The organism is Granulicella pectinivorans (genome assembly GCF_900114625.1).
In the GTDB taxonomy this organism is placed as follows: Bacteria; Acidobacteriota; Terriglobia; order Terriglobales; family Acidobacteriaceae; genus Edaphobacter; species Edaphobacter pectinivorans.
Genome location: NZ_FOZL01000001.1, coordinates 2,789,952 through 2,815,595, shown reverse-complemented (window position 1 = coordinate 2,815,595; position 25,644 = coordinate 2,789,952). Strand labels below are relative to the sequence as shown.

Annotated in this window: 23 protein-coding genes; 15 read left to right on the top strand and 8 right to left on the bottom strand. The window is 60.8% G+C overall.

What is annotated here, in order from left to right:
• The first annotated feature begins 15 nt into the window (after positions 1-15).
• On the top strand, positions 16-948 hold the full coding sequence (locus tag BM400_RS11115; RefSeq protein ID WP_089839227.1) for a HEAT repeat domain-containing protein: 933 nt from the start codon (positions 16-18) through the stop codon (positions 946-948).
• A gap of 101 nt (positions 949-1,049) precedes the next feature.
• Here BM400_RS11115 and BM400_RS11110 read toward each other — a convergent pair whose 3' ends face one another.
• Positions 1,050-2,033: a tyrosine-type recombinase/integrase gene (locus BM400_RS11110; protein WP_089839226.1), complete on the bottom strand. Its 984-nt coding sequence runs from the start codon at positions 2,031-2,033 to the stop codon at positions 1,050-1,052.
• Complete coding sequence (locus BM400_RS11105; protein WP_089839225.1) at positions 2,026-2,964, bottom strand: site-specific tyrosine recombinase; 939 nt, start codon at positions 2,962-2,964, stop codon at positions 2,026-2,028. The genes BM400_RS11110 and BM400_RS11105 overlap by 8 nt, the downstream gene beginning before the upstream one ends.
• A 137-nt stretch (positions 2,965-3,101) precedes the next feature.
• Between BM400_RS11105 and BM400_RS11100 the strand changes: the two genes are divergently transcribed.
• Positions 3,102-3,359 (top strand): UBP-type zinc finger domain-containing protein, encoded by a 258-nt coding sequence (locus BM400_RS11100; protein ID WP_089839224.1) that lies wholly within the window; start codon positions 3,102-3,104, stop codon positions 3,357-3,359.
• 183 nt (positions 3,360-3,542) lie between these two features.
• Entirely contained in the window at positions 3,543-4,931 is a 1,389-nt protein-coding gene (ffh, locus tag BM400_RS11095; protein ID WP_089839223.1) for a signal recognition particle protein, read from the top strand.
• 2 nt (positions 4,932-4,933) lie between these two features.
• Here the strand turns inward: ffh and BM400_RS11090 are convergent, their stop codons facing one another.
• Positions 4,934-6,208 (bottom strand): ATP-binding protein, encoded by a 1,275-nt coding sequence (locus BM400_RS11090; RefSeq protein WP_175528980.1) that lies wholly within the window; start codon positions 6,206-6,208, stop codon positions 4,934-4,936.
• 109 nt (positions 6,209-6,317) lie between these two features.
• Here BM400_RS11090 and BM400_RS11085 point away from each other — a divergent pair, with 109 nt between their 5' ends.
• Both BM400_RS11085 and BM400_RS11080 read left to right on the top strand, forming a co-directional pair.
• Positions 6,318-6,776, top strand: a complete 459-nt coding sequence (locus BM400_RS11085) for an REP-associated tyrosine transposase (RefSeq protein ID WP_089839221.1) — start codon at positions 6,318-6,320, stop codon at positions 6,774-6,776.
• A gap of 213 nt (positions 6,777-6,989) precedes the next feature.
• Positions 6,990-7,397, top strand: a complete 408-nt coding sequence (locus BM400_RS11080) for a carboxymuconolactone decarboxylase family protein (protein ID WP_089839220.1) — start codon at positions 6,990-6,992, stop codon at positions 7,395-7,397.
• Between the two features lie 8 nt (positions 7,398-7,405).
• Here BM400_RS11080 and BM400_RS11075 read toward each other — a convergent pair whose 3' ends face one another.
• A complete protein-coding gene (locus BM400_RS11075) occupies positions 7,406-8,242 on the bottom strand; it encodes a hypothetical protein (RefSeq protein ID WP_245781819.1) in 837 nt (278 codons plus the stop codon).
• A 242-nt stretch (positions 8,243-8,484) separates the two neighbouring features.
• Here BM400_RS11075 and BM400_RS11070 point away from each other — a divergent pair, with 242 nt between their 5' ends.
• The 4 genes from BM400_RS11070 to rseP all read left to right on the top strand — a co-directional run bounded on the left by BM400_RS11070 (position 8,485) and on the right by rseP (position 15,044).
• The gene (locus tag BM400_RS11070) at positions 8,485-10,890 is read left to right on the top strand and encodes an Orn/Lys/Arg family decarboxylase (protein ID WP_089839219.1); all 2,406 of its coding nucleotides are present in this window, start codon (positions 8,485-8,487) and stop codon (positions 10,888-10,890) included.
• Between the two features lie 311 nt (positions 10,891-11,201).
• Positions 11,202-12,278 (top strand): acyltransferase family protein, encoded by a 1,077-nt coding sequence (locus BM400_RS11065; RefSeq protein ID WP_089839218.1) that lies wholly within the window; start codon positions 11,202-11,204, stop codon positions 12,276-12,278.
• Positions 12,279-12,492: 214 nt separating this feature from the next.
• Positions 12,493-13,656 (top strand): 1-deoxy-D-xylulose-5-phosphate reductoisomerase, encoded by a 1,164-nt coding sequence (gene dxr / locus BM400_RS11060; protein ID WP_245781818.1) that lies wholly within the window; start codon positions 12,493-12,495, stop codon positions 13,654-13,656.
• Positions 13,657-13,688: 32 nt separating this feature from the next.
• Complete coding sequence (rseP, locus tag BM400_RS11055; protein WP_089839216.1) at positions 13,689-15,044, top strand: RIP metalloprotease RseP; 1,356 nt, start codon at positions 13,689-13,691, stop codon at positions 15,042-15,044.
• 94 nt (positions 15,045-15,138) lie between these two features.
• Here rseP and BM400_RS11050 read toward each other — a convergent pair whose 3' ends face one another.
• A complete protein-coding gene (locus BM400_RS11050) occupies positions 15,139-16,053 on the bottom strand; it encodes a proline dehydrogenase family protein (protein ID WP_089839215.1) in 915 nt (304 codons plus the stop codon).
• A gap of 120 nt (positions 16,054-16,173) precedes the next feature.
• Entirely contained in the window at positions 16,174-16,962 is a 789-nt protein-coding gene (locus tag BM400_RS11045) for a dolichyl-phosphate beta-glucosyltransferase (protein ID WP_089839214.1), read from the bottom strand.
• Positions 16,963-17,396: 434 nt separating this feature from the next.
• Between BM400_RS11045 and sppA the strand changes: the two genes are divergently transcribed.
• The 5 genes from sppA to BM400_RS11020 all read left to right on the top strand — a co-directional run bounded on the left by sppA (position 17,397) and on the right by BM400_RS11020 (position 23,210).
• A complete protein-coding gene (gene sppA, locus BM400_RS11040) occupies positions 17,397-18,437 on the top strand; it encodes a signal peptide peptidase SppA (protein ID WP_089839213.1) in 1,041 nt (346 codons plus the stop codon).
• Between the two features lie 319 nt (positions 18,438-18,756).
• Positions 18,757-19,107: an HU family DNA-binding protein gene (locus tag BM400_RS11035; protein WP_089841771.1), complete on the top strand. Its 351-nt coding sequence runs from the start codon at positions 18,757-18,759 to the stop codon at positions 19,105-19,107.
• A gap of 309 nt (positions 19,108-19,416) precedes the next feature.
• Positions 19,417-20,202, top strand: coding sequence for an ABC transporter ATP-binding protein (locus BM400_RS11030; protein ID WP_089839212.1), 786 nt, complete (start codon positions 19,417-19,419; stop codon positions 20,200-20,202).
• Positions 20,190-21,929 carry a hypothetical protein gene (locus BM400_RS11025; protein WP_175528979.1) on the top strand — a complete coding sequence of 580 codons (1,740 nt, stop codon included), beginning with the start codon at positions 20,190-20,192 and terminating at the stop codon, positions 21,927-21,929. The genes BM400_RS11030 and BM400_RS11025 overlap by 13 nt, the downstream gene beginning before the upstream one ends.
• A gap of 96 nt (positions 21,930-22,025) precedes the next feature.
• Positions 22,026-23,210: a glycoside hydrolase family 5 protein gene (locus BM400_RS11020; RefSeq protein WP_089839210.1), complete on the top strand. Its 1,185-nt coding sequence runs from the start codon at positions 22,026-22,028 to the stop codon at positions 23,208-23,210.
• A 3-nt stretch (positions 23,211-23,213) separates the two neighbouring features.
• On the opposite strand, the gene BM400_RS11015 is transcribed toward BM400_RS11020, so the two are convergent.
• Complete coding sequence (locus BM400_RS11015; protein WP_089839209.1) at positions 23,214-24,068, bottom strand: hypothetical protein; 855 nt, start codon at positions 24,066-24,068, stop codon at positions 23,214-23,216.
• 75 nt (positions 24,069-24,143) lie between these two features.
• Positions 24,144-25,136: a Gfo/Idh/MocA family protein gene (locus tag BM400_RS11010; RefSeq protein WP_089841768.1), complete on the bottom strand. Its 993-nt coding sequence runs from the start codon at positions 25,134-25,136 to the stop codon at positions 24,144-24,146.
• 190 nt (positions 25,137-25,326) lie between these two features.
• Here BM400_RS11010 and BM400_RS21680 point away from each other — a divergent pair, with 190 nt between their 5' ends.
• Positions 25,327-25,608 carry a hypothetical protein gene (locus BM400_RS21680; RefSeq protein WP_141223889.1) on the top strand — a complete coding sequence of 94 codons (282 nt, stop codon included), beginning with the start codon at positions 25,327-25,329 and terminating at the stop codon, positions 25,606-25,608.
• Positions 25,609-25,644 lie beyond the last annotated feature (36 nt).

Below are 25,644 nucleotides of genomic sequence, written 5' to 3'. Positions count from 1 at the left end.
CATTACCCTAGACTCATGCCTCCCAAGCGCGCATTCGACGCCGAGCTCCAGGCCCTCGAAGCCCTCCGCCAAGCCACCCCCGAAGAAGCCCTCCCGCACCTCACCAAGACCCTCACCCACCGCAACAACTTCCTCGTCTCCAAAGCAGCCACCCTGGCCCAGCACCACAACCTGACCGCCCTGGCCCCCAACCTCGCAGAAGCCTTCCCCCGCTTCCTCGCAGACGCCCCCAAATCCGACCCGCAATGCTGGGCCAAGAACGCCATCGCCAAAGCCCTCGCCCACTTCGAGTACCAGGACCCCGACCTCTACCTCATCGGCATGCGCCACCTCCAGCCCGAGCCCGTCTGGGGCGGCAATGAGGACACCGCTGGCCCGCTGCGCAGCACCTGCGCCCTCGCGCTCGTCCAGTGCCGCACCATCAACTCCCACAAGCTCCTCCTGCACCTCATTCCACTTCTCGCCGACAAGGAACTCAACGTACGCGTCAACGCCGCCCGCGCCATCGAACAAACCGGTACCGACTCCTCCGCTCTACTCCTGCGACTGCGCGCCGAACTGGCCTCCGACTCCCCCGAGCTCCTCGGTGCATGCTACGCCGGCGTCCTCTCCCTCGAAGGCCCATCCGCCATCCCCTGGGCCGCCCGCTTCCTCCCACCCGAGGACGACGCCGCCGCCGAGGCCGCCATGGCCATCGCCCAGACCCACACCCCGGAAGCGGTAGACATCCTCAAATCCACCCACAAACGAGCCCGCGACCCCTGGTTCCGCAAAGCCACCCTGTCAGCCTTAGCCTTAACCCGCCAGCAGTCCGCGACCGACTATCTCCTTCACCTCATCGAGCAGGACACCCAGACCGCCGACGCGCGTGAAGCCCTCATGCTCTCGGCCCCATCCCCCGAAACGCTGTCCCGTCTCCAACAACTAGCCCCAAATCCGAACAACTAACTCCCGCCCCGCAGCGAAGCGACCCCGCCAACAGCCAAAAAAAAACCACCCAAATCCAATCCCCCAGGCCGTCCAACCGAGCCTCAAGAGAGCGGCATCCTTCACCGAGCCCGCGGATGCGTCTCCTCATACACCCTCTGCACCTGACCCACCGTCAACTGCGTATACCGCTGCGTCGTCGACAGCCTCTCGTGCCCCAGCATCTCCTGGATCGCCCTGAGATCCGCACCCTCCTCCAGCATGTGCGTCCCAAACGCATGCCTGAGCGTATGCGGATGCACATCCGCCGGCAGACCCCGGCTCAGCGCGATCGCCTTCACAATCCGTCCCACCGAACGCGTCGTCAACCGGCAATCCCCCCGCATCCGCAGGTTCGTCACCAACGGCCCCTCTCCCACCAGCGAGCCCTTCCCCGCAGCCTCCAGTTTCGCCGCCCGCAAAGGCAGCAAAGCCCGAATCGCCACCGCCGCCTCATCCCCCAGCGGCACATACCGTTCCTTACGTCCCTTCCCCCTCACCAGGATCGCCTCGTTCCCCCACTGGATATCCCCGATATCGATCCCCACCAGCTCCGAGTTCCGAATCCCGCACCCATACAACAGCTCAAAGATTACCCGATCCCGCTCCGGCCACGCCGCAACCTCAGCGTTGTCGTCCTCCCCAAGCTCCCTCGCACGCACTCCCACGCCCTCCTCCAGCGAGTTCAGAACCCGGTTGACCTCCTCCGCGCTCGGCACCCGCGGCAGATGCTTCGGCAGCTTCGGCGTCGACACCAGCAGCGCCGGATTCTGCTTCACCTTCCCCTCTTTCGCCATCCACTTGAACCAGCTCCGAATCGCCGCCAGCGCCCTCGCCGCGCTCGCCTGCGTCAGCCCCCGCCCATAGAGATCCCCCAGATAAGCCCGGATATGCAGATGCAGCACCGCCCCAATCCCTCGGCCACCCACCTGCCCATCCAGATACGCCGCAAAGCTCCGAATCTCCCGGGCATACGCCCGCACCGTATGCTCCGAGGCCCCGCGCTCCTCCGACAGCATCGCCAGAAATCCCTCCGCCAACATGGAAAACTCGCTGTCCTTACTCATTCCCCACCCCCACGCGCCTCTTCCCTCGCGGATGATGCATCCGATGCACCGCCTTCAGCCTCTCCATCGCCACATGCGTATACACCTGCGTCGTCGCAATGTCCGCATGTCCCAGCAGCGTCTGCACGCTCCTCAAATCCGCCCCATGCTCGACCATATGCGTCGCGCAGCTATGCCGCAGCATATGCGGACTAGCCTTCCTGCCCGTCCCCGACATCCCCCGCACCATCTCCCAAACCCACTGCCGCGTCAGCGCCTTCCCCCGCACGCTCACAAACAAAGCCCTCTGCACCGCCCCCGCTCCCAACAGCGATGGCCTCCCCAGCTGGATGTACCGCTCCAGCGCCTCCACCGCCGACCGCCCCAGCGGCACAATCCTCTCCTTATCGCCCTTCCCCCGCACCATCGCCCGCGCCATATCGAGCGCCAGATCCTCCACCCGCAGCGCGCAGATCTCCCCCACCCTTAACCCGCCTGCATATAACAACTCCAAAATCGCATGATCCCGCAGCGCCAGCCCATCCGCATCCGCCACCCTCGCCGCCGCGCCCGTCTTCTCGAGCATCTCCGCGACCTCAACCTCCGCCAGCGACTTCGGCAGCACCTTCCAGCTCGCCGGCGTCTCGATATTCAGCGTCGGATCGTAGTCGATCCTCTTATCGATCAGCAGCCACTTATAAAACCCCTTCAGACAGCTCAGCTTCCGCGCAATCGACCGCGACTCCACCCCAAACCCGCGTTGCCGCGCCATAAACGCGCTCACATCCTCCTGCCGAGCCGTCACCAACAGCCGCCCGCTTCCCTCCACCTCTTCCGCAAACTGCTCCAGGTCCCGCCCATACGCCTCGCACGACGCCGGCCGCAGCCCCTTCTCCACACGCAGGTATCCCAGGTACTCCCGCACCGTCCGTACATTCCCTGCACCGTTCATTCCCCGATTATCCGGCTCCCAACCCCCATCCCACCGCCTCTCCACAACCCCAGAACCAACATGGTCAGCAACCACCCCGGCACACCCCCAAAAAACACCCCCGCCACCAACCCCGCCCATGTAGCATCCAAAGAACCATGGCCCTCTGCGAACACCTAGCCGCCGCCCACCCCCACAAGCCCAACTCCGCCGGCTGCGAAGAATGCATCAAGATGGATTCCTGGTGGGTCCACCTCCGCACCTGCCTCACCTGCGGCCACGTAGGCTGCTGCGACTCCAGCCCCAACAAACACGCCACCAAACACTTCCACGCAACAAAGCACCCGGTCATGACCTCCAAAGAGCCCGGCGAACACTGGCGCTTCTGCTTCATCGACGAACAGATGGCCGAATAGGGCGTTCACAGTGGCTCCCCGCCGAGCAACGCGAGGCCCAGCACAGCGTGAGTCGGCAACACCGGTAGACACACCACGAAGTGGTCGCCGCCCGCGCAGGGCACCCGTCCGGCAGGACAACAAAGTCCTTGCCGTACCACTCCCTACTCCCTGTTCCCTTATCCCTGTATCCTAGAGACAGTCATGTTTGAGAACTTAAGCGAAAAACTCCAGCGCTCCTTTAAGAACCTCCGCGGCCAGGGCACCCTCACCGAAGAGAACATCTCCGAAGCTCTCCGCGAGATCCGCCTCGCCCTCCTCGAGTCCGACGTCAACCTCGACGTGGTCAAGCAGCTCATCGAGCAGATCCGCATCAAGGCCCTCGGCACCCAGGTCGCCACTGCCCTCTCGCCCACCGAGCAGATCGTCAAAATCGTCAACGACGAGCTCGTCAACATCCTCGGCAAGGACACCGCGCGCTTCAAGTTCTCCTCGCAGCCCCCATCGGTAATCCTCATGGCCGGCCTGCAAGGCTCCGGCAAAACGACCACCAGCGGCAAACTCGCCCAGTGGCTCAAAAAGGGCGGCCACCGCCCCATGCTCGTCTCCGTCGACGTCTACCGTCCCGCCGCCCGCGAGCAGCTCGCCGTAGTAGCCCGCACCACCGGCACCAGCATCTACGAGGGCAAGCTCGACCCCGACACCACCCACGGCACCGCCGACGTCCTCCGTCTCGCCAAAGAAGCCAAGCGCGACGCCGCCAACTTCGGCTGCGACATCCTCATCGTCGACACCGCCGGCCGTCTCGGCATCGACAAAGAGCTCATGGACGAGATGGCCGAGCTCAAAAAGCTCCTCAACCCCTCCGAGATCCTCTTCGTCGCCGACGCCATGACCGGCCAGGACGCCGTCAACTCCGCCAAGGCCTTCAACGACCTCCTCGCCATCACCGGAGCCGTCCTCACCAAGATGGACGGCGACGCCCGCGGCGGCGCGGCCCTCTCCATCCGCCAGGTCACCGGAGCCCCTATCAAGTTCCTCGGCACCGGCGAAAAGCCCGACGCCTTCGAACCCTTCCACCCCGACCGCATCGTCAGCCGCATCATGGGCATGGGCGACATCGCCACCCTCCTCGAGCGCGCCGAAGAAAAGCTCGACCGCGGCAAAGCCGAAAACTTCGCGAAAAAGGCCCTAACCGGCGAAGGCTTCACCTTAGAGGACTTCCGCGAACAGCTCCGCCAGATCAAGAAGATGGGCTCCATGAAGAGCATCCTAAAGATGCTCCCCAGCGTAGGCCCCTTCGCCGGCATGGCCCAGGCCGCCGAAAACGTAGACGAGAGCCAGTTCAGCCGCATCGAGAACATCATCAACTCGATGACCAACAAAGAGCGCCAGAACGCCGACATCATCAACGGCAGCCGCCGCAAGCGCATAGCCACCGGCTCCGGCACCACCGTCCAGGAGGTCAACAACCTCCTCCGCCAGTACAGCCAAATGTCCAAGATGTTCAAAAACATGGGCGGCGGAGGCGGCATCAAAGCCCAGCAAAGAATGATGAGCCAAATGCAAGGCAAACAGAAGTTCGGTCGCTGACGTTACTCGATGTCTGCTACCGGGGAATCTAGCTTGCTGATCTTAAACCGATGCGGATCCTTGTAAAGGGAAGCTCTCAGAGCCATCGCAAACCGCGCATCTCGAAATTCGTAACTAGCCTCGCTTTGTGTGCGCTTTAGAATCGCATTCTGACCTTTACTCAACTCGCTTAGAATTTGGCCTACCCCAAGAGTTTGATCAGGTTTTGTACTGGAGGCAAATTCAAGCCGCAGTGCACTTTCGACATCATTTACATGGAAGGTCTTTTTTTTGCTTTTCGACAAGACATATAAAACCTGATTGCGCCGCCCCGCTTTGGTTTCGCGTTTGTTCATCCATTCATTTATGAGTCCTGACGCTTGACTGAGACCTTGCTTGAGCCAGGCGATATTGGCTTCTTTCAGTTGCTCTGGTTCAATTTTCCAGTTGGAATCCTCCAACACATAGCCAAGCTGCTGGCAGTATTCTTGTACTGGCTGGGCGTAGCCCATTGTTATTTCAAATACATGCTTTTGCCACATGTCGAGAGTCTCTTCGTCTAGCTCAAGCTTGAGCAGGCTGAAGCCAGTTTTTATAAGTGTGCGCACTTGATCAGATGAAAGATTTGAAACTTCCGGGATCTCGGAAAGACGGTTTCCGACACTTGCATGAGTCTTCGACAGGTAGCGCTTCGCATCACTTGGAACTCCGACGATGAGCAACTTTACACTGAATTTTGCGTAGCGAGCATCATCGAGAAGAATCACGATAGAGGCCAATTCCTCCATCAAAGCGGCGCTGCTGAAAATCATTTCCAGGTTATCGATCACTAGGACTGCTGAATTGGATCCCGCCCGCTCCCGAAGAATACGCACGCAGTCTAAGAATGGATCGCTCTCCGAAAACGTGTATTTACGGGTACTTTTCAGGCCACCTTCAGCCACAACTGCTTTAAGTGTTGTGTTCATTTCTTCACTATGTTCTGCAAGTCTCTTCGGCTCTTCTTCATCGACGACCTGCTGAATCTCCGCTGTGAGTGACTTCAATCGAACTGCGTTCGCACAATTTGCAGTTGCCACCAGGGCTCCGATGTCCGAAAGAACTTTTTTGTAGAGCCAAGATTTCCCGCTCCCACTCTCGCCATAGATCATCGTATGCAGTGAGCCGCCCAACGCCCGAATGAGGGCCTTCTCCAGCGCAACTCTGTCAACATATATCGCGCGATTCACTTCCGTGCGTCTCGGTGTGAAAACTTGGTCGATCGATGGCCGGATCTCTTTGCCAAATAGACTTAACATGTAACGGATGATACATCCTCTGCGGGTGCCCCACATCCCGCTTCTGGGATGTGGGTTTGCAGAGAAGCTCACCCCACCTCTCACTCTAAACAACGACTAAAATCCCACCATGCCCCGCGGACTAGTCCGTTACCAACGCGAGCACCACCTGCACTTCGTAACCTTCTCCTGCCACAAACGCAAACCCTACCTCTCCACCCCATCCTCCAGAAACCTCTTCGAACAATCCCTCGAAAAGATCCGCATCCGTTACGCCTTCGAAATCCGGGGCTACGTCATCATGCCCGAGCACGTCCATCTCCTCATGAGCGAACCACCCAAGATCATCCTCGGTGACGCCATCAAAGCCCTCAAACTCTCCGTATCCATCCAAAGCGAACAGACCCCCTTCTGGCTCCCCCGTTACTACGACTTCAACGTCTTCACCACAAAGAAGCGCATCGAAAAACTTCGCTACATGCACCGCAATCCAGTAACCAGAGGCCTGGTCACCGACCCCACCGAATGGCCCTGGTCCTCCTACATCTACTACGCAACCGGCCTCCAGCGAACAGTCCAAATCACCTAAACCCGGCAAAAAACCGGGTGCCCCACATCCCGCTTCTGGGATGTGGGTTTCCAGAGAACCCCAACCCGCCGCTCACTCCAGGAAAAGGAAACCGCCCCCAAAGTCTGGGCCACCCTCCGCGACATCATCCAGAGCCAGCTCCAAATCCCGGAAGAAGACATCCGCGAAGAAGCCCACTTCCAAAACGACCTCGGAGCCGACTAATCTAGTCCCATGCCCACCGCCCACCTCTACACCGACGCCGAAGCCGCCGCCCACCCCCGTGTAGCCGCCGTCTTCGCCGACATCCGCGCCACCCGCAACTCCGACTTCATCAACAACTTCTGGCGAGCCCTCGCCAACCAGCCCGCTCTCCTCGAGCGCACCTGGGCCAGCCTCAAAGAGGTCATGGTAGCCCCCGGCACCCTGGACCCACTCACCAAAGAGCTCATCTACATCGCCGTCTCGACCATCAACGCCTGCACCTACTGCATCCACTCCCACACCGCCGCCGCCCGCGCCAAAGGCATGTCCGATGATCAGCACGCCGAACTCCTCGCCGTAATCGGCATGGCCTCCGAGACCAACGCCATCGCCAACGCCCTCCAAATCCCCGTCGACCCCGAGTTCCAGGTCACCTAGAAAGTCGCCTAGGGATTCTGCGACGCCGCCAGCCGTGCCATCTTCTCCCTGTGCTTCCGGATATAGTGTGCCGCAATCTGCGGATAGAACTCCCGAATCGAAGTAAACGCCACATCCCGCATCGCCGAGTACCCGAACTTCGTAGCCAGCACACTGAAATCGGTAGCTCCCGCCGGATAATATTCCCGCGAAATCACCTGCGTCAGCACCTTGCCACCTAGCCCAGCGATGTTAGGTGTCTGCCGCCCGCCATAGGTCCGAGTAACTCCCTGCCGGCTGATGACATACAGAATTCTCTTCGCGATGTTCCCGCTTCCCATCGCATAGTAGCGAGTATCTTCATGCAGCAAACTAGGCAGAAACCACGCCCCCAGATAAGTCCCATCCGTCTTATCCAGAAATCCCCGCCAGGTATAGGCATAAAATCCACCCACACCTTTTCCCAGCACCGGATGCGAATTGATCCCTTCCGCCGAAAGCGAAGTAATCCCCAGAAAAAGAAACGAAGAATAATCGAACGATTGCCGCGTAGCTACCTTGAAGTTCAGCTTCCACCCCGGCTTGGGTGGCACCCCACCCGCCGACACCGACCGAAAGTTCGGCATGAATCCAAGAATCCGCTGCGGCTGTTGCTGCGAGAGCGGAATCGGGTGTCCGTCCTTGTCCAGATCCGTGCCCAGCATCGGCTTCTGCTTGCCCTTGTCGCTGGCCTTCGCGGCCGCCGCAGCATCCTGCTCGAATCCAACCGGATAAAAGCTGTACTCCCGAGCCCCCTCGAGCGTCACCGAAGACGAACTCCCGGCATCCACGCTGGCCAGCAAAACGGTCGATGGCGCATCGGGCAACGAAGCTTCCTGGGCCACGGCCCCCAGGCTGGTGAGCAAAAACGCAAAACTTGAGATAAAACGCAAAAATCCCCCGGGAAACAAAAGAAAAGCAAAATTGAATCAGATGTCTATCTATTGGACGAAGCCAATCCCTATGAGTTTCCAAATCTTGCGTTTTCCGCAAGATCCCCGTCATTCACACCCCCGCAACACCCCCACAAAAAACGCCTGTACGATAAAGCATGGAAGGGCGAGGTGGAATGAACGAAGGCCGTTGGGTTTTATTGATTGCGAGCGAGGTCGGACGTACCGACTCCGTCTCTGACCGTGCCATGGAGCGGCTTGTTACCGCCATTAGCGACGAAGGCTACGAGGTAGTCCGAACGTCCACCCCAGAAGACGGCCTGTCGCTCGTCACATCCGACCCAAGCTACTCCACCATCCTCCTCGATTGGGATCTCTCCGGAGAATCCCAGTTCGACGAACGAGCCGCGCTCCAGATCCTCCGCGCCGTCCGCCGCCGCAACAAGAAGATCCCCATCTTCCTCATCGCCGACCGCACCCTCGTCTCCGAGCTTCCCCTCGAGGTCGTCAAGCAGGTCCACGAGTACATCCACCTCTTCGGGGACACCCCCGTCTTCATCGCCAACCGCGTCGACTTCGCCGTCGAGCGCTACCACGAACAGCTCCTCCCGCCCTACTTCCGCGAACTCAAGAAGTACACCGCGCAGGGAGCCTACTCCTGGGACGCACCCGGCCACATGGGCGGCGTAGCGTACCTGAAACACCCCGTTGGCCAGGAGTTCCATAGCTTCTTCGGCGAAAACCTCCTCCGTGCCGATCTCGGCATCTCCACCGCCCCCCTCGGCTCCTGGCTCGACCACATCGGCCCCCCGGGCGACGCCGAACGAAACGCCGCCCGCATCTTCGGCGCCGACTGGACCTTCTTCGTCCTCTCCGGCTCCTCCACCTCGAACCAGATCGTAGGCCATGGCATCATCGCCCAGGACGACATCGTCCTCGCCGACGCCAACTGCCACAAGTCCATCTGCCACTCCCTCACCGTCACCGGCGCGCGCCCCGTCTACTTCAAGCCCACGCGCAACGGCTACGGCATGATCGGCCTCGTGCCCCTCAAGCGCTTCTCCAAGGAGAATGTAGAAGCCCTCATCGCCAAAAGCCCCTTCTCCGCCGGTGCCCGCTCCCAGGTCCCCACCTGCGCCGTCGTCACCAACTCCACCTACGACGGCCTCTGTTACGACGTCGACAAAGTCACCACGCAGCTCGCCGAATCCGTCCCGCGCATCCACTTCGACGAAGCCTGGTACGCCTATGCCAAGTTCCATCCGCTCTATAAGGGCCGTTTCGCCATGGGCGTCCCCGACGACATGCCCGACCGCCCCGCCATCTTCTCCACCCAGTCCACCCATAAGATGCTCGCGGCCTTCTCCATGGGCTCCATGGTCCACATCAAGCTCAGCCCCCGCGCCCCGCTGGACTTCGACCAGTTCAACGAAGCCTTCATGATGCATGGGACCACATCGCCCTTCTACCCTCTCATCGCGTCGCTCGACGTCGCCGCCGCCATGATGGACGAGCCCGCCGGCCCCACCCTCATGTCCGAGACCCTGCAGGACGCCATCTCCTTCCGCAAGGCCATGTCGTCGATCGCCCATCGCCTCCGCGCGGCCGAGCAGGGCTGGTTCTTCCGCCTCTACCAGCCCGAGTACGTCTTCGACCCCCTCGACGGCAAGACCTACCTCCTCGAAGAGGCCGCCGACGGTCTCCTCACCAACCGCTCCTCTGCCTGGACCCTCAAGCCCGGGCAGGACTGGCACGGCTATCAGGACGAAGACATCGCCGACGAGTACTGCATGCTCGACCCGGCCAAGGTCACCATCCTCACCCCCGGCGTCAACGCCCAGGGCGTCATCTCCGACTGGGGCATCCCCGGCGCCATCCTTACCGAATTCCTCGACTCCCGCCGCGTCGAAATCGCCCGCACCGGCGACTACACCGTCCTCGTCCTCTTCTCCATCGGCACCTCCAAGGGCAAGTGGGGCGCACTCCTCGAGAACCTCTTCGAGTTCAAGCGCCTCTACGACACCGAGGCCCCCCTCGAAGAAGCCCTGCCCGAGCTCGTCGCCAAGTACCCCACCCGCTACCGCAGCGTGACCCTCAAGGAGCTCTCCGACGAGATGCACGCCGCCATGGTCGAGCTCGACCTCGCCGGCCTCGTCAACGCAGCCTGCGATGAAGACTTCGACCCCGTCCTCACCCCGGCGCAGACCTACCAGAAGCTCGTCCGCGGCGAGACCGAGAAGCTCCGCTTCGCCGACATGGCCGGCCGCATCGCCGCCGTCATGCTCGTCCCCTACCCCCCCGGCATCCCCATGTCCATGCCCGGCGAGCGTCTCGGCTCCTCCGAGTCCCCTGTCATCAAGCTCATCATCGCCATGGAAGAGTTCGGCAAGCGCTTCCCCGGCTTCGAGCGCGAGGTCCACGGCATCGAGGTCGACTCCGAGGGCAACTACTGGATGCGCGCCGTCATAGAAACCGCCAGCCCCAAAAAGCGCCGCAACGGCAAGAACGGCGGCCCACCGTCCTCCGCGCCCCGCGTCAACAAACGCACCACCGTCACCCCGGTCCGCCGCTCCACGGAGTAAAGAAACCTCCTCTCAGCAAAAGGCCATGGCAACTGTTCTTGCAGTTGTCCTGGCCTTTTGTTGTCACGCCCGAAGGGGATCTGCTTTGCCCTTGCCGTTGCTCATTGCCCGCTCCTCATGAGAGTGCCGTTGCTTCTGAAAGAGGTGAGCCGCTCCCTCGCCCAAGCCACCAAACCCAGCGCCCATTCATCTTCCGCAGTCTGGGACGCCCCGGGCTTCATGCCCTAAGACTCAAACCAGAACGCCCAGCGCCATGGAAGCGATCTACCCCACCCTTCCCTGAGCCCCACAATGCTAGAGTAGCCAAATCCATGCCACCCGCCTCTCAAGCGTCACCGGTCACGGCCTCAGGCTCTCTGCTCCTGGACCTCGCACGCCTCGGAGCAGCCCTCGCCGTCGTCTTCGGACACTTCAGCCAGCCCGAATACTCCACCGTCTGGCACTATCACCTCGACTACGCTCTCAACGGAGTCGGCGTCTTCTTCGTCCTCTCCGGATTCGTCATCCGCCTCATCACCACCGCACGAGCCACGGATGCCAGGTCCTACGCCCTCGACCGTGTCTCCCGCATCTACTCCGTCCTGCTTCCCTGCCTCCTCTTCACCCTCCTGGCCTCCGCGATCCTCCGCCATCTCACCCCCGCCCTCCTCCCGCAGATCCTCGCCAACCTCACCTTCACCGCCCAATGCTGGGGTCTGGACATCTTCCTCCACGACAACGGAGTCCTCTGGTCCCTCTGCTACGAGTGCTTCTTCTACCTTTTCTACGGCATCGCCTTCTTCGGTCGCGGCTGGCACCGCATCGCAGCCCTGCTCGTCACCGCCCTCGTCGTCGGCCCTCCCATCCTCATCATGCTTCCTCTGTGGCTCCTCGGCTGCCTCATCCACGACCTCTACCAGAAGCTGCGCCCCCGTCCCCTGGCCGGCATCCTCCGGACCGCCGCTCCCGTCCTCCTCCTCGCCGCCGCAGCCTTCGCCGCCCGTCACGCCCTGCGCACCCTGGCCCACGCCATCAAGCCCCTCGTGCGCCCCCTCTTCGACTTCACCCGGTCCCACGACATCCATCTCCTCCAGCGAGCCAGCCCGCGCTTCTACCTCTTCGGCATCCCCACCGCCATCGCCCTCCTCATCCTTCTGCTCGCCGTCGAAAAGATCCGGATCGACCGCAACCACCCCGCCGTCCGGACCATCCGTTTCGCCGCCAACGGAACCTTCGCCCTCTACCTCCTCCACGTCCCCCTCATCCTCCTCGCCGCCGCCTTCATCCCCTACTCCCACGCAAACCCTCTCCAGGCTCTCGCCCTTCTCTCCGCAATCGTCGTACTCGGCATCGCTGCCCAGCCTCCCATGGACAGCCTCAAGGACCGGATGCGCGGCCGAACCCGCTAAAAAATCCCTGTCTCCCGTATCCATGCAAAAGCCCACATCCTGTCCACGTTTTCCATGCAAAAGACCACGTTTTAGCGTCTCGAAAACTGCAGGTAAAACCCGAAGAAAAAGGCAAGAAAACCGAAACAAACGGTAAAACTCACCACAAATGCCTGAAATCCACCACAAAAACCAAAGTTCAGGCAAAATCACGCCAATCTGCGAAAATAGAAACGTGAAGAAGAAGCTCGCGATCCTTGGCTCGACCGGTTCCATCGGACATTCCACGCTCTCCATCTGCGAGAGCTTTCCCGACCGTTACAAGGTCGTTTCCCTCGCCGCCGGCGTCAATGTAGAAGCCGCGTATAACCAGTGTTTACAGTGGTTTCCACGCGTCATCTCGATGGCCACCGAGGAGCATGCGCAGCGTTTGCGCACCATGCTCCATCAGGCTGGCCACCACGAAATCGAGGTTCTCTGGGGCTCGGAAGGCGCCACCGTCGTCGCCACCCACCCCGAAGTCGACTTCGTCGTCTCCGCCATCGTCGGCGTAGCCGGCCTCGAAGCCACCTACGCCGCCATATGTGCAGGCAAAACCATAGGGTTAGCCAACAAGGAGTGTCTCGTCGCCGCCGGCGATCTCATCATCGCCGCCGCCAAAAAGCACAATGTAGCCCTCCTGCCCATCGACTCCGAACACAACGCCGTTCACCAGGCCATGCGCGGCGGAAGTCCCAATGAAGTCAAGCAGATATGGCTCACCGCCTCGGGCGGCCCCTTCCGCAACACACCCGCCGCGGACTTCGAACATATCACCCCCGCCCAGGCCCTCAAGCACCCCACCTGGACCATGGGACAACGCATCACCATCGACTCCGCCACCATGATGAACAAGGGCTTTGAGGTCATCGAGGCCTGCCGTTTGTTCGACTTACCGCCCGCCCAGGTGCAGGTCACAGTACATCCCCAGTCCACCGTTCACTCTCTGGTCGAGTTCGTCGACGGCTCCATCCTCGCGCAGATCTCGGTCACCGACATGCGCCTCCCAATCCTCTATGCCCTCGCCTACCCCGAGCGCGTTCCTTCCGATCTAACCTTCGACCTCAAGCTATTGAGCCACTTGGACTTCTCCCAGCCCGACCTGTCGCGTTTCCCCTGTCTGCGTCTCGCTTACGAGGCCGCCGCCGCCGGACAATCCGCCTGTATCGCCCTCAACGCCGCCGACGAGATCGCCGTCGCAGCCTTCTTGGCCGGTCAAATTCCCTTTCTGGGCATTCCGCGCACCATCGAAAAGGTACTGGAAAAAACCACTCACGCCTCCCAGGCGTCTATTCAACAGGTGCTTGTGGCCGATCAGGCCGCACGCGAACTTGCGCGGCAGATCATCGCTGGGGTCTAAAATCGTTTTCGCACGACTTTCGAGGTTTCCGCTTGTCTTTGTTTTCTCATTTTTCGCCCGAAGCCATCATTGAACTTCTCGTCGTCCTCGGCATCATGGTGCTGGTTCACGAGTTCGGCCATTTTGCCGTTGCCAAACTATGCGGTATCCGCGTCGAGACCTTCTCCATCGGCTTCGGGAAAAGGCTCTTCGGCTTCCGCCGCGGCGATACCGACTATCGCCTTTCTTTGCTCCCACTTGGCGGCTACGTCAAGATGGCCGGCGACACCCCCGGGGAGGCGCCATCGGGCGATCCCGGTGAGTTCAATGCGCATCCCCGCTGGCAGCGCATCCTGGTGGCACTGGCTGGGCCGGTCGCGAACTTCATCCTCGCCATCGCCATGATGACGGCGCTCTACATGTTCCACTACGAGAAGCCTGCCTACCTCGACGGCGCTCCCATGGCGGATTATGTGCCTGCGAACACCCCCGCCGCAGCAGTCGGCCTTGAGCCCGGCGACACGATCGTGCACTTCGCCGATCAGGAAAATCCAAGCTGGGACGACATCGGCAACAAGAGCCTCCTGAATCTGAACCGCGTTGTCCCGTTCTCCTATATGCATGATGGAAAACGGGTTGATACCAATCTGAAGATCGAGTCGAAGTCGACTCCGGAGCGTTTCACCCTCGATGCCGTCGGCCTTGTCCCTCTCTTCCAAAAGACTCCCATCCAGATCGCCGATGTAGGATCGGGCACTCCAGCCGAGCGCGCTGGGTTGAAGCCAAAGGACATCATCCAGTCGATGGATGGCATCACGATTCACTCGATCATCGCCCTGCAGGCCTACCTGCAGGACCAGGCCGGCAAGCCCATGGAACTCACGCTGCTGCGTGACGGGCAGAAAGTCAACACCACCCTGACCCCGGAGATCTCTGAAACGACGGGAGTTAAGGCATACCGCATGGGCATTCAGCTCATGGCTCCGCCGGCTGAAGTGGAGAAGCACAGCTTCCCGCAGGCGCTTGGTGAATCCGTCACATTCTTCACCAAGAGTTCGTTGCTGATTCGCGATGTATTCAAGGGGATGTTTACGCGGCACGTTTCGGTGAAACAGCTTTCTGGACCGATCGGGATCGGGCAGATGGTTCACATCGCCTTCCAGATGAAGGGATGGAACCCGCTGGTTGAACTGATGAGTGGTATCTCTATCAATCTAGGGATCTTCAACCTGCTGCCGATTCCGATTCTCGACGGCGGCATGATCCTGTTTCTGCTGATTGAGAGCTTGTTCCGGCGCGACATCAACCAGGTGGCGAAGGAGAGGATCTACCAGGCGGCGTTCGTTTGTTTACTATGCTTTGCGGCCTTCGTCATCTTTAACGACCTTACGAAATTAGTCGCTCGGTAGGACGTGGTTTTCTGCATGGAAAACGTGGCCACGTTGCGGTAGATTGCTGGTTACTCAACAGAAAGCCCCACATCCAGGATGTGGGGCTTTCTCTCTAGCTCTTGAAGAAGTTCTTGGCGAGGAAGAGGACGTTGGCCGGGCGCTCGGCGAGGCGGCGCATGAAGTACGGGAACCACTCCGTGCCGAAGGGGACGTAGACGCGGACGCCGTAGCCCTCCTTCACCAGCTTGCGCTGCAGGTCGCGGCGGATGCCGTAGAGCATCTGAAATTCGAATGCCGATTTGGGGACTCCGTTGGCGACCACGAACTCGCGGAGCTGGTCGACGATGGCCTCGTCGTGGGTCGCGATGCCGCAAAAGACTCTGGAGGTCACGAGGCGCTTCATGAGCTTGACGTAGTTGGCGTCGACGTCGGCCTTTGCCGGGAAGGCGATCTCAGGCGGCTCCTTGTAGGCACCCTTGCAGAGACGGATACGGATGCCTTCGGCGATGAGCTTTTCGGCGTCGGATTCGGTGCGGAAGAGGTAGGCCTGGAGGACCGTGCCGACTCGGCCCGGAAAGCGCAGGAAGAGACGCTGGGTCATCGACAGGGTGGCGTCCGTGAGGCCGGAGCCCTCCATGTCGATACGAACGAAGGACTGGGCCATGGCGGCGCGGGCGACGATGCCAGCGGTGATCTCCTCGGCCAGGGCGGGATCGAAGTCCATGCCCATCTGCGTGAGTTTGAGCGAGACGTTGGCGTTGAGCTTGCGCGTCTCGATGGCTTCGAGGAGGTCGTAGTAGATGCTGGCGCTGTGCTCGGCCTCTTCACGCGTGGAGACCGACTCCCCGAGAGAGTCGAGGGAGACGGCGATGCCCTCTTTGTTCAGCTTGGCTGCGACGTCGAGGGCCTCCTCGACCTGCATGCCGGCGACGAAGCGGCTGGACATGGCGCGGCCGACGGAAGAGCGCTCCGAGAAAGAGCGGAGGGTGCGGTTGGTGGAGAGGGCGATGAAGAAGGAACGGAGCATGGAGTTTCGATTCTAGCGTGTCAGGGGTGGATGTTCACTTCCCTTTTTGCTTGAGTCCGCAGCCCAGCTTCGCGATGATGTGTCGCGAAGCTGGGGAACACGATGCAGGGAGGGAGAGCGTTAGCTGCGAACTTTGCCGGTGAAGGTCTCGCGGGCAGGGACGGACTTTTTGGCGATGGCTTCGTCATAGCGGCCCAGCAGATAGTTCTTGCGGATCTCGAGGATCTCTTCGAGCATCTTCATGCCATCCTTGAGATAACTGATGCGGCTGCGCTCATCGTGTCCCCAACTCACCGGAACTTCGACCACCTTCATCTTGAGCTTGCGGGCGATGAAGAGTATCTCAGGATCGAAACCCCAGCGCTCGATGCGCTGCAGACGGAAGATGACCTGCGCGGCGGGCCAGCGGAAGGCCTTGAAGCCGCATTGGGTGTCTTTGAACGGAAGGCCCATGGCGAGGCGGGTGACGGCATTGAAGCAGCGTCCGAAGAAGCGGCGGTAGAGAGGCTGATGGGTGGTCTGCTTGGCGGGATCGAGCCAGCGAGAGCCGATTGCCACGTCCGCTCCCTTGTCGATGGCGGCGATGAGCAGCTCGGCCTCCTCGATCGGCGAGGAGAGATCGGCGTCGGTGAACATGACGATCTCGCCGGCAGCCTGAAGGAGGCCGTTGCGTACGGAGAAGCCCTTCCCCTTGTTGCCTGGATTCTGGATGAGGCGGAGACGGGGATGATCGAGCATCCAACGCTCTACGATAGCGGCGGTATCGTCGGAAGAGCCGTCGTTGACGACCATGACTTCCGCGTCCCAGTTGCGTGCGTAGACGCAATGCATGACGCGAGCCAAGGTGTTCTCGATGCGAGCACTCTCGTTATAGGCCGGAATGACGATGCTAAGACGAGGCTGGCTCACCGCGATCTTTTAACCCTTCTGAATGCGCCCTTCGGCGGGCGGCTTGCTGTGATATTCGACTCTTGTCGGGGACGATTGGTCGCAATCGTTTGCGAATACCGGCGTTGATCATACTTTACGGGGAGCACGGATCACCAGAAGTTTTCCACCGGGCGGCGATTTGTCGCACCCAGTGGTCCTGTTTGGGAATATGTTGATCGACTGGATAGGCCTGGTTGAAATCCCAGACCGACCGCACGAGCAAGAGCAAAGGCTACGGCAAAACAAAGACCATGGCAACAGCAGATCCTCTTTGACGATGACAACCAAGACGGCAGCGACCATAGCAAGAGCCACAACAACGGCGAGAGCGGGTGCCCTTCGGGGATAACAAAATGAAAGACGAGAGCGTGAGCAAGGCAGGTGGAAGAGGTTACTGCTAAACTTCATGCACTATGCCGGAAGACTTTCCTCAAGCCCCGCCTCCTCCTCCGCCGCCCTTCCAGCCACCCTATCAGGCTCCATATGCCGCGGCGTATCCGTATGCGCGTCCGGCTTACCCAGCGCCGATGGCTCCTCCGGTGCGGCGTTCGCCCTGGTTCTGGGTTGCGATTATCGTGGCGACTGTGGCTGTTGCGGCTGTGCTGATGGCGGCGATGTTCAAGTCGGCAATGAAGGATTTGACGGGCAGCTCATCCACGAGCACGACGGCGTTCGGCGGAAGCTCAATCGCGGTAATCGATGTGGACGGCGTGATTCTGGATGCGGACAAGGTGGATAAGGAGCTTCGCAAGTTTGGCGACGACAGCTCCGTGAAGGCGATTATCCTGCACATTAACTCGCCGGGCGGCGGTGCGGCGGCCTCGCAGGAGATCTATCACGAGGTGTTGCGCGTCCGTGCCGAGAAGCACAAGAAGATTGTCGCTTCGGTCGAGTCGGTCGGGGCCTCGGGTGCGTACTACATCGCCAGCGCGTGCGACAAGATCTATGCAAACGACGCCTCCGTGGTGGGTTCGATCGGCGTGATCATGGAGTGGACCAACTACGGCGACCTGATGAAGTGGGTGAAGCTGAAGAGTGTGGTGATCCACGCCGGCGAACTGAAAGACGCGGGCGACCCCACGCATGACATGACGCCGAAGGAGGCTGCGTACTTCCAGGGGCTGGTCGACAACATGTACGGGCAGTTCGTCCATGACGTAGCGGCGGGACGGCATACGTCGGAGGATGTGATCCGGCCATTGGCGACCGGGCAGGTGTGGACCGGGCAGCAGTCGCTTCCCCTAGGCCTGATCGATAAGGTGGGTGGATTCCGGGTGGCGCTGATGGATACGGCGAAGGATGTCGGAATCTCGGGTGAACCGTCGATTGTGAAGCCGAGCACGGGGCGCAAGGGTCTGGCCGCGCTGCTGAACGGCGACGCGGACGATCTGTTGTTGCCATCGCCGGCGCGGATGCTGAATCAGGCACCGGGCTTCTACTTTATGTGGAAGTAGTGTTACCTGGGTGACATAACTGGCCGCTTCCGGAGAGGGTCCCACCTCTCTTTGGAGCGGCCAACGTTTTGATTCCATTGCCCTAGTGAGATTTTTTCCACGGAACATTACGATTCTTTGCGTCAAAACGGCGAATCATCGCGTCTATGGAGGAGAAGCCCTACGGTAGCGCTTTCGTAACCATCCCGTAGGGTACCCCTGACGTTTGGGAGTGCCCCTTGGATGGTGGGGATAAGTCCTCTAGATGCCATAGCTTGGAGTATCAGGCGGTCTAGTTTTTTACACTTACAAGAGGATGAACGATCATCCGGAGAATCTCATGACCAAAGCCGACCTCGTCGACAAAGTAACCTCCCTCGGCGATCTCACGCGACGCGATGGAGAAGTGATCGTCGACACGATGTTTGAAGCCGTAATTGGCGCCTTGAAGTCCGATGACAAGGTGGAGATTCGCGGATTTGGCAGTTTCAGGACGCGCAAACGGAATCCGCGGATCGGTCGCAACCCCAAGACGGGCGCGCGCGTGGACGTTCCCGCCAAACGCGTTCCGTTCTTCAAACCTGCCAAGGAGCTGCGCGATCTGGTGAATGCGGATGCCCCGAAGCCTCAGCACCACCCTGTGCCGCCTCCGCCGGTGCATGTGGATGCGCACCACCCGCCACCGATGTAACCTGTTGTCTGTCGCCTGGGAGCGCTATCCCAGTGCACCAAACCAGCCGGAGGGCCTGCGCCTTCCGGCTTTTCGACAGGATGCGTGTATGCCCCCGGCCTGCAAGCCGATGGCCCGCTCGCCGAAGCCCGATGTATCCGCGATCATCTGCAAGACCCACTGGATGACCGGCATGCCTCGATTTTGAACACGATCAAATCATCCTGCCGCAAAGGGTGTATGTCGGCGATCTTACGAGCGCATTCAAAATCTTGTACTACAAGCAAGGACTGACGTCGCAGCCGGGATGCAGTATGCTGTCTTCACACTATGACCCCTGCCGTCGTCACCACTGGACTTACGCGCCGCTTCGGCGATTTCACCGCCGTTGAAGATATCAATCTTTCTGTCGCTCCGGGTCAGTTTTACGGGTTTCTTGGGCCCAATGGGGCGGGTAAGTCGACCACCATCAAGATGTTGACCGGGCTGCTTGCGCCCACGTCGGGAAAGATCGAGATTCTGGGGATGGACGCCACCGCCTCACCGATGGAGGTGAAGCGGCAGATCGGCGTGGTACCCGAAGGGCTGGCGCTATTTGGGCGGCTGACAGGGGCAGAGTACCTCAAGTTCGTCGGGCAGATGTATGGGCTGGACAAGGCGCTGACCAGGCAGAGGACGACCGAACTGCTGGAGTTCATGTCGCTGGCCAGCGAGCCCAAGAAGCTGATTACCGACTACTCGCATGGCATGCAGAAGAAGCTGGCGCTGGCGGCGGCCGTGATTCACGGACCCAAGATCCTGTTTCTGGATGAGCCGTTCGAGGGGGTCGACGCGATCGCGGCGGGCACGCTGAAGACGATGCTGCAGGGCATGATCGCGCGCGGGGCGACGATCTTTCTAACCTCGCACGTGCTGGAGATCGTCGAACGGCTGTGTACGCATATCGCGATCATCGACCACGGCCATCTGATCACGAATGGGTCGCTCGATGAGTTGCGGGCCGGGGTGCAGACGCCTTCGGGTGAGCGGGCGACGCTGGAAGAGATTTTTATCCAGGTGGTGGGGTCGAAGCATACGGCGGACGCTCCGGCGCGGGAGCTCACATGGCTGGGTTAGGTGGAGCAGTATTCAGCGAGTCTCCCATTCCCACGCCTCGGCAGCAACTGGCAGCGATTGGCTATGTGCGCGGGCGTTTATTCATGAACACCTTCAAGCGCAAGGGCGGCAAGGGCGAGCTGATCGCCCGGATTTTGTTATTTCCGCTGTTCGCAGTGCTGGCTCTGGCTCCGATCCTGGGTGCTGGGTTCTCCTCATATGCCGTCATCCACGGGCCTCTGGCGATGAAGTATTACCCGTGGGTACTTTGGGCGATCTTCCTGATCTGGCAGAGCCTGTCGATCAGCACCAAGGCGGTGGCTCCCTCGTTCGATCTAGGAATGCTGATCCGCTTCCCTCTCCGGTTTTCGACGTACCTGCTGATCCGGCTGTTGTTTGGGCTGCTGGATACGCCGACGGTGGTGTGCTCGCTGATGCTGCTGGCTTCGGCGATTGGGATTGGATGGGCGAAGCCGGCGTTGTTTCTGCCGGCGGCGGGTATTCTGCTGCTGCTGGACTTGACGATCCTGTTCTTCTTCCGGATGCTGTTCCTGTGGTTCGACCGGTTCTTCGCGCAGAGGAAGACGCGAGAGATCCTGATGGGCCTGTTCTTCGTGGGGATGCTTGGGTTCCAGTACGTCAACGTCACGATCAACGGCGGGACGCACAAGCACGATACGCCCGAGGCAAGGGTGAAGCATGCGCAGAGGATCGCGTTTGCGAAGAACGTGGTCCATACCGTGGAGCCGGTGCTGCGTGTCCTGCCTCCGGGCTTGGCGGCTACGGCGGTGACGAACGTCGCCGCGGGCAAGACCGATAAAATCTTCCAACCCATCTTTGCGCTGGCGATCTGGGGAGTGGCGTTTCTGCGGCTGTTTGCGCGGCGCCTGAAGGGCGAGTTCCAAGGCGAGTCGTTCTCGGAGACGGCGGCGCGGCAGGTGGAGGTGGCTTCGGTCGCCTCGTCGGGACCGGCTCCGGTGCTGGAGATGCCGGTTGCCGGGACGGCGAACGCGGCGACGGGTGGACTCTTTTCGCCTACGGTTTCCGCAGTGATCGTCAAGGAATTCCGGTACCTGGTGCGTTCGGGTCCACTGATGCTGGCTCTGATTACACCGATCTTCATGGTGTTCATCCTGGTGGCGCGTTCGGGGATCGCAAAGCATCCCGGCGACTGGCTTCTGCCGAGCACGCTGGCGTACATCATGCTCGGGCTGACTGCGAGCATGTACAACATCCTGGGGACGGATGGGCCGGGGATTCACCTTTACTTTCTGGCTCCAGTCCGGCTGCGAGATGTGGTGCTGGCGAAGAATCTCGTGGGGTTGACGCTGGTGTTGACTGAACTGGCGATCGCCTCGGTGATTGTGCTGTCGACGTCCTCCGTGCCGACGCTACCGGTGCTGGTCGCGACGTACCTTTGGCTGGTGTTCACGCTGATGATGAACCTGACACTGGGCAATATCCGCTCAATCTATTCTCCCTCGTTGATGGATCTGGGGAAGTTCCGGCAGGGGAAGCAGGGTCAGTTAAATGCTTTGATCGGCATCGTGATTTTGCTTCTGGCGCTTGGACTTGGCGGCGGGGTGCTGTTTCTTGCGAATCATGTGCATCTGCCGTGGCTGACGGCAGGCGTGTTTGCAGTGCTCGCTGCCCTGGCGGTTGGGTTCTATTGCCTGAATCTGAATCACCTGGAACGGATTGCGCTGGACCGTCGTGAGGTGATCACTGCGGAGCTTTGCAAGACGTAGCCATGCACCGGAGAAGGCGGGGAGACCTGCACGGTTTCGGGCATTCCTTGATGTAGCCTCATTGAAACAAGACCAGGTACCGCTTCCGGAGAGTTCATGGCTTCGACTGCACGACTGCTTGGCCACGTACTCCTTGGAGTCGTTTGCCTTTCCTCCTTCGGACAACCACAGACGGCAAAGGCTCCACGTAAGGTCGCCCAGCAGACGGCGGGAGTCGCCACGGCTGATACGTCGATCGCGTTTGTACGGGCGGCGCGGCTGCACCGTGGTATCAACCTGAGCATGTGGTACGCACAGGCTGGAGACTACTCCGACGCGCGGTTGGCATCGTTTACGACGGCAGAGGATTTTGCGCTGATCAAGCGGTTGGGGTTCGACCATGTGCGGCTTTCGATCGATCCGGAACCGCTGATTCGCGAGGCACAATCGGGGGAGCTGAAACCGGAGGCGATGGCTCGTCTGGACAAGACCGTGGAGGGGATTGTGGCGGCGGGGCTGGCGGTGGTGCTGGATATTCATCCGGAGGAACCGTACAAGAGGCGTCTGGCGGAGGGGAACGACGATGTATGGCGGTTCTGCGCGTTCTGGCGGGCGTTCGCCGGGCACTATGCGGGGACCGACCCGGATAAGGTGTACTTCGAGGTCATGAACGAGCCGGCGTTCAACGATCTGTACCGGTGGGCTGGGGTGCAGGCGCGAGCGGTCGCGGCGATTCGTGGGGTGGCAGCGCGGCATACGGTGATCGCGACGGCAGGGTCTTATGCGAAGGTCGACGAGCTGCTGGCGATGGAGCCGCTGCATGACGACAACGTGATCTACACGTTTCACCAGTACGACCCGATGTGGTTTACGCACCAGGGGGCGAACTGGGGGGTACAGGGGTGGGTCTTTCTGCGTGGTGTGCCGTATCCCTCATCCCCCGAAGCTGTCGCGGGAAACCTGGCGCAGGAGCAGGACGACCGGGTGAGGCTCTATGTGCAGCGGTACGGGGCCGAGCGTTGGGATGGGGCGCGGATGCGGATGGAGATCGATGCGGCGGCGGACTGGGCGGAAAAGAGGCATGTGCCGCTATGGTGCGGGGAGTTTGGCGTGTACCGGGAGTATGCCAATCCCAAGATGCGGGCGGCGTGGATCAAGGACGTGCGGACGGCGCTGGAGGCGAGGCACGTCGGGTGGGCGATGTGGGACTACCAGGGAAGCTTTGGGATTGTGTTGAAGGATGGGAAGACGACACTCGTGGATCCGCTGGTGCCGGGGGCGCTGGGGTTGGAGGAGAAGTAGGCGCTACTTGCAGGCGATCGGATAGGACTTTCCGGGTTTGGGGGCGGCGGCCAGCTTGATGGTGCGAAAACCGGCGTCGCAGAGGTGCTCCTGCTCGAGGAAGACGTACTCGTTGAGGAAGCGCTTCCGACCGGGCTCGTCGGCGAACTGGTAGGAGAGGGCGTTAAGCTCATCGGGCGGGGTGGAGACAAAGAACTTGATGTCGGAGCCACGTTTGGACTGCTTCGCCGTCTCCGTGGTGGCATAGTGGATGCGAGCGACGATTGCGGCTTGTCTGGAGCCGTCGGGGTCGGACTGGGCTTCGGAGTCGGTCTGCCAGTGGTCGGTGGAGTCGAAGACAGGAGTGACGGCGCCGGTCGCGGAGATCAGGGATGCTCCGTCGGAGCGTGGGTCGCCGCCATCGCCCCAGTGGTACGAGGCCGATTTGTGGATGCTGGAGCCGCAGGGATCGGGTCCGGAGGTGATGTACTGCTCGCCGGCGCACTTAGGCCCGCGGTAGATGTCGACGATGCCGGAGGTGTAGCCGGGGAGGCCGTAGAGGGTGGCAGTGGGCTGAAGGGTGAGGCTCTTGAAAGCGGCGTTGCGGATTTCTGTCCGGAGGTACCAGAGGAGGGATTGGAGTTGGTCGTTGGTCGTGTTCTCGGCGACGACGAGGATGGTAGGCATGTCGATCTTCTGGCGGAAGAGCTTATAGGGAGGATGGGACTTGGCGAAGGCGGCCTTTTCGTTGCGGGTTTGCGGGGACATGACGAGCGTCGGCCTGGGAGTGGGTTCGGGGGTGGGTTTGGGAGGCGTGGGTTGGCAGCCGGCAAGGGTGAGGGCCGCGGCTAGGAGCGTGAGGCGGAGTGTTTTCGGCATGCGCGTTTCCTTAGGATGGAGTGGCGGCATACCCACGTCTCACATGCGAGATGTGGGGCACCCGGAGTGGTGGCGCTAGGAGACCTTCTCCCATTGGCTGGTTTCGGCGGAACGGAAGATGGCGTCGATCACCTTCATGTTCGCGATGGCGTTTTCTACCGTAACGGGAACCTCCGTGTTCTCGAGAACGGCCTTCGAGAAGGCATCGCCTTGCAGGGTGTACTGGTCGCAGATACGGAAGGTCTCTTCGATGGGGCCGGCTCCGGTGTCTACGATGAGACGGGTTGGGCGGTCGGGCGGGGCGTTGAAGGGGATCTCGATCTCGATGCGGCCCTTGGTGCCGAGGAACTGGACGCGCTGGTAGGGCACGAGCTGGGTGCTGCAGGTGAAGATCGCCTGGCCACCGGAAAACTCCATGAGGGCCGAGGTGAGGCGGTCGGTCTTCATGGTGGGGTCGCGTTCGACGAGGGCGACGACGCGGAGGGGCTCTGCGGCGAAGGCGTAGCGGGCGGCATGGATGAGGTAGCAGCCGATGTCCATGAGGCCGCCGCCGCCCTGCTCGATCTTGTTGCGGATATTGTCGGGATTGACGTTGGTGTAGCTGAAGTGTCCGTAGACGGCGCGGAGATCGCCGATGTCGCCCTCGCGGAGGAGAGCCTGGGTGCGGAGCCACTGCGGATGGCAGTCGACCATAAAGGCCTCGCCGATCTGGACGCCCGTGCGGGCGCGGACTTCGAGGAGGCTCTCCGCTTCGGCAGCGGTCAGGGCGAGGGGCTTTTCGCAGAGGACATGCTTGCCTGCCTCGGCGGCTTTGATGGTCCAAGGGACGTGGAGGTCGTTGGGTAAAGGGTTATAGACCGCGTCGATGTCGGGATCGGCGAGGAGCTCTTCGTAGCTGCCGTAAGCGCGCGGAATGCCGAGAACGGCGGCGGCTTCCTCTGCTTTCATGAGGTTGCGGGAGGCGATCGCGTCGACGGAGACATATTCGCCGAGCTGCATGGCGGGTAAAACTTTTTTAAGGCCGATTGCCGCAGTACTGAGTACACCCCAACGCAACTTCTTTTCCATGTCGGACATCATACTGCTAACGACCTTTGTGTCACACCCCTGCACGCGTGACCTAAACCTTTCGGGCCGGCTCCCCGATGAACGAGACTAACCTCCCCTTTTCACCTTCGTCTCGATCAGGATTCCAGTGACAGAGATCACGGAAGACCTGTTCAAAGCCTGCAAGACTTTATCTATCGGAGTAGACACCATGCTCACTTGCGCGATTCCAGGATGCCACGCTTCGCAATCCACGTTGCAGTCGGGCCGACTGCACCTTATCGATACGCCGATCGAGGCCACTCCGGGGCAGAGCCGGAAGAAGTACGTATGGATTTGTTCGACATGCAGTGAAAGCTACGTCGTCCAGACGTGGCGGGCGGCGGGAGAACAGATTCAACGCCGCCGTCCGATGCCTGCGCTTCCCTTTCCGGTACAGCCGGAGACGGTAGATGCTGGCCGACCCTATCTGATTGCGAAACGGCTTGCCTGACAGAGCAATCTTCGTAGAAACATGACGCCTGTTCCG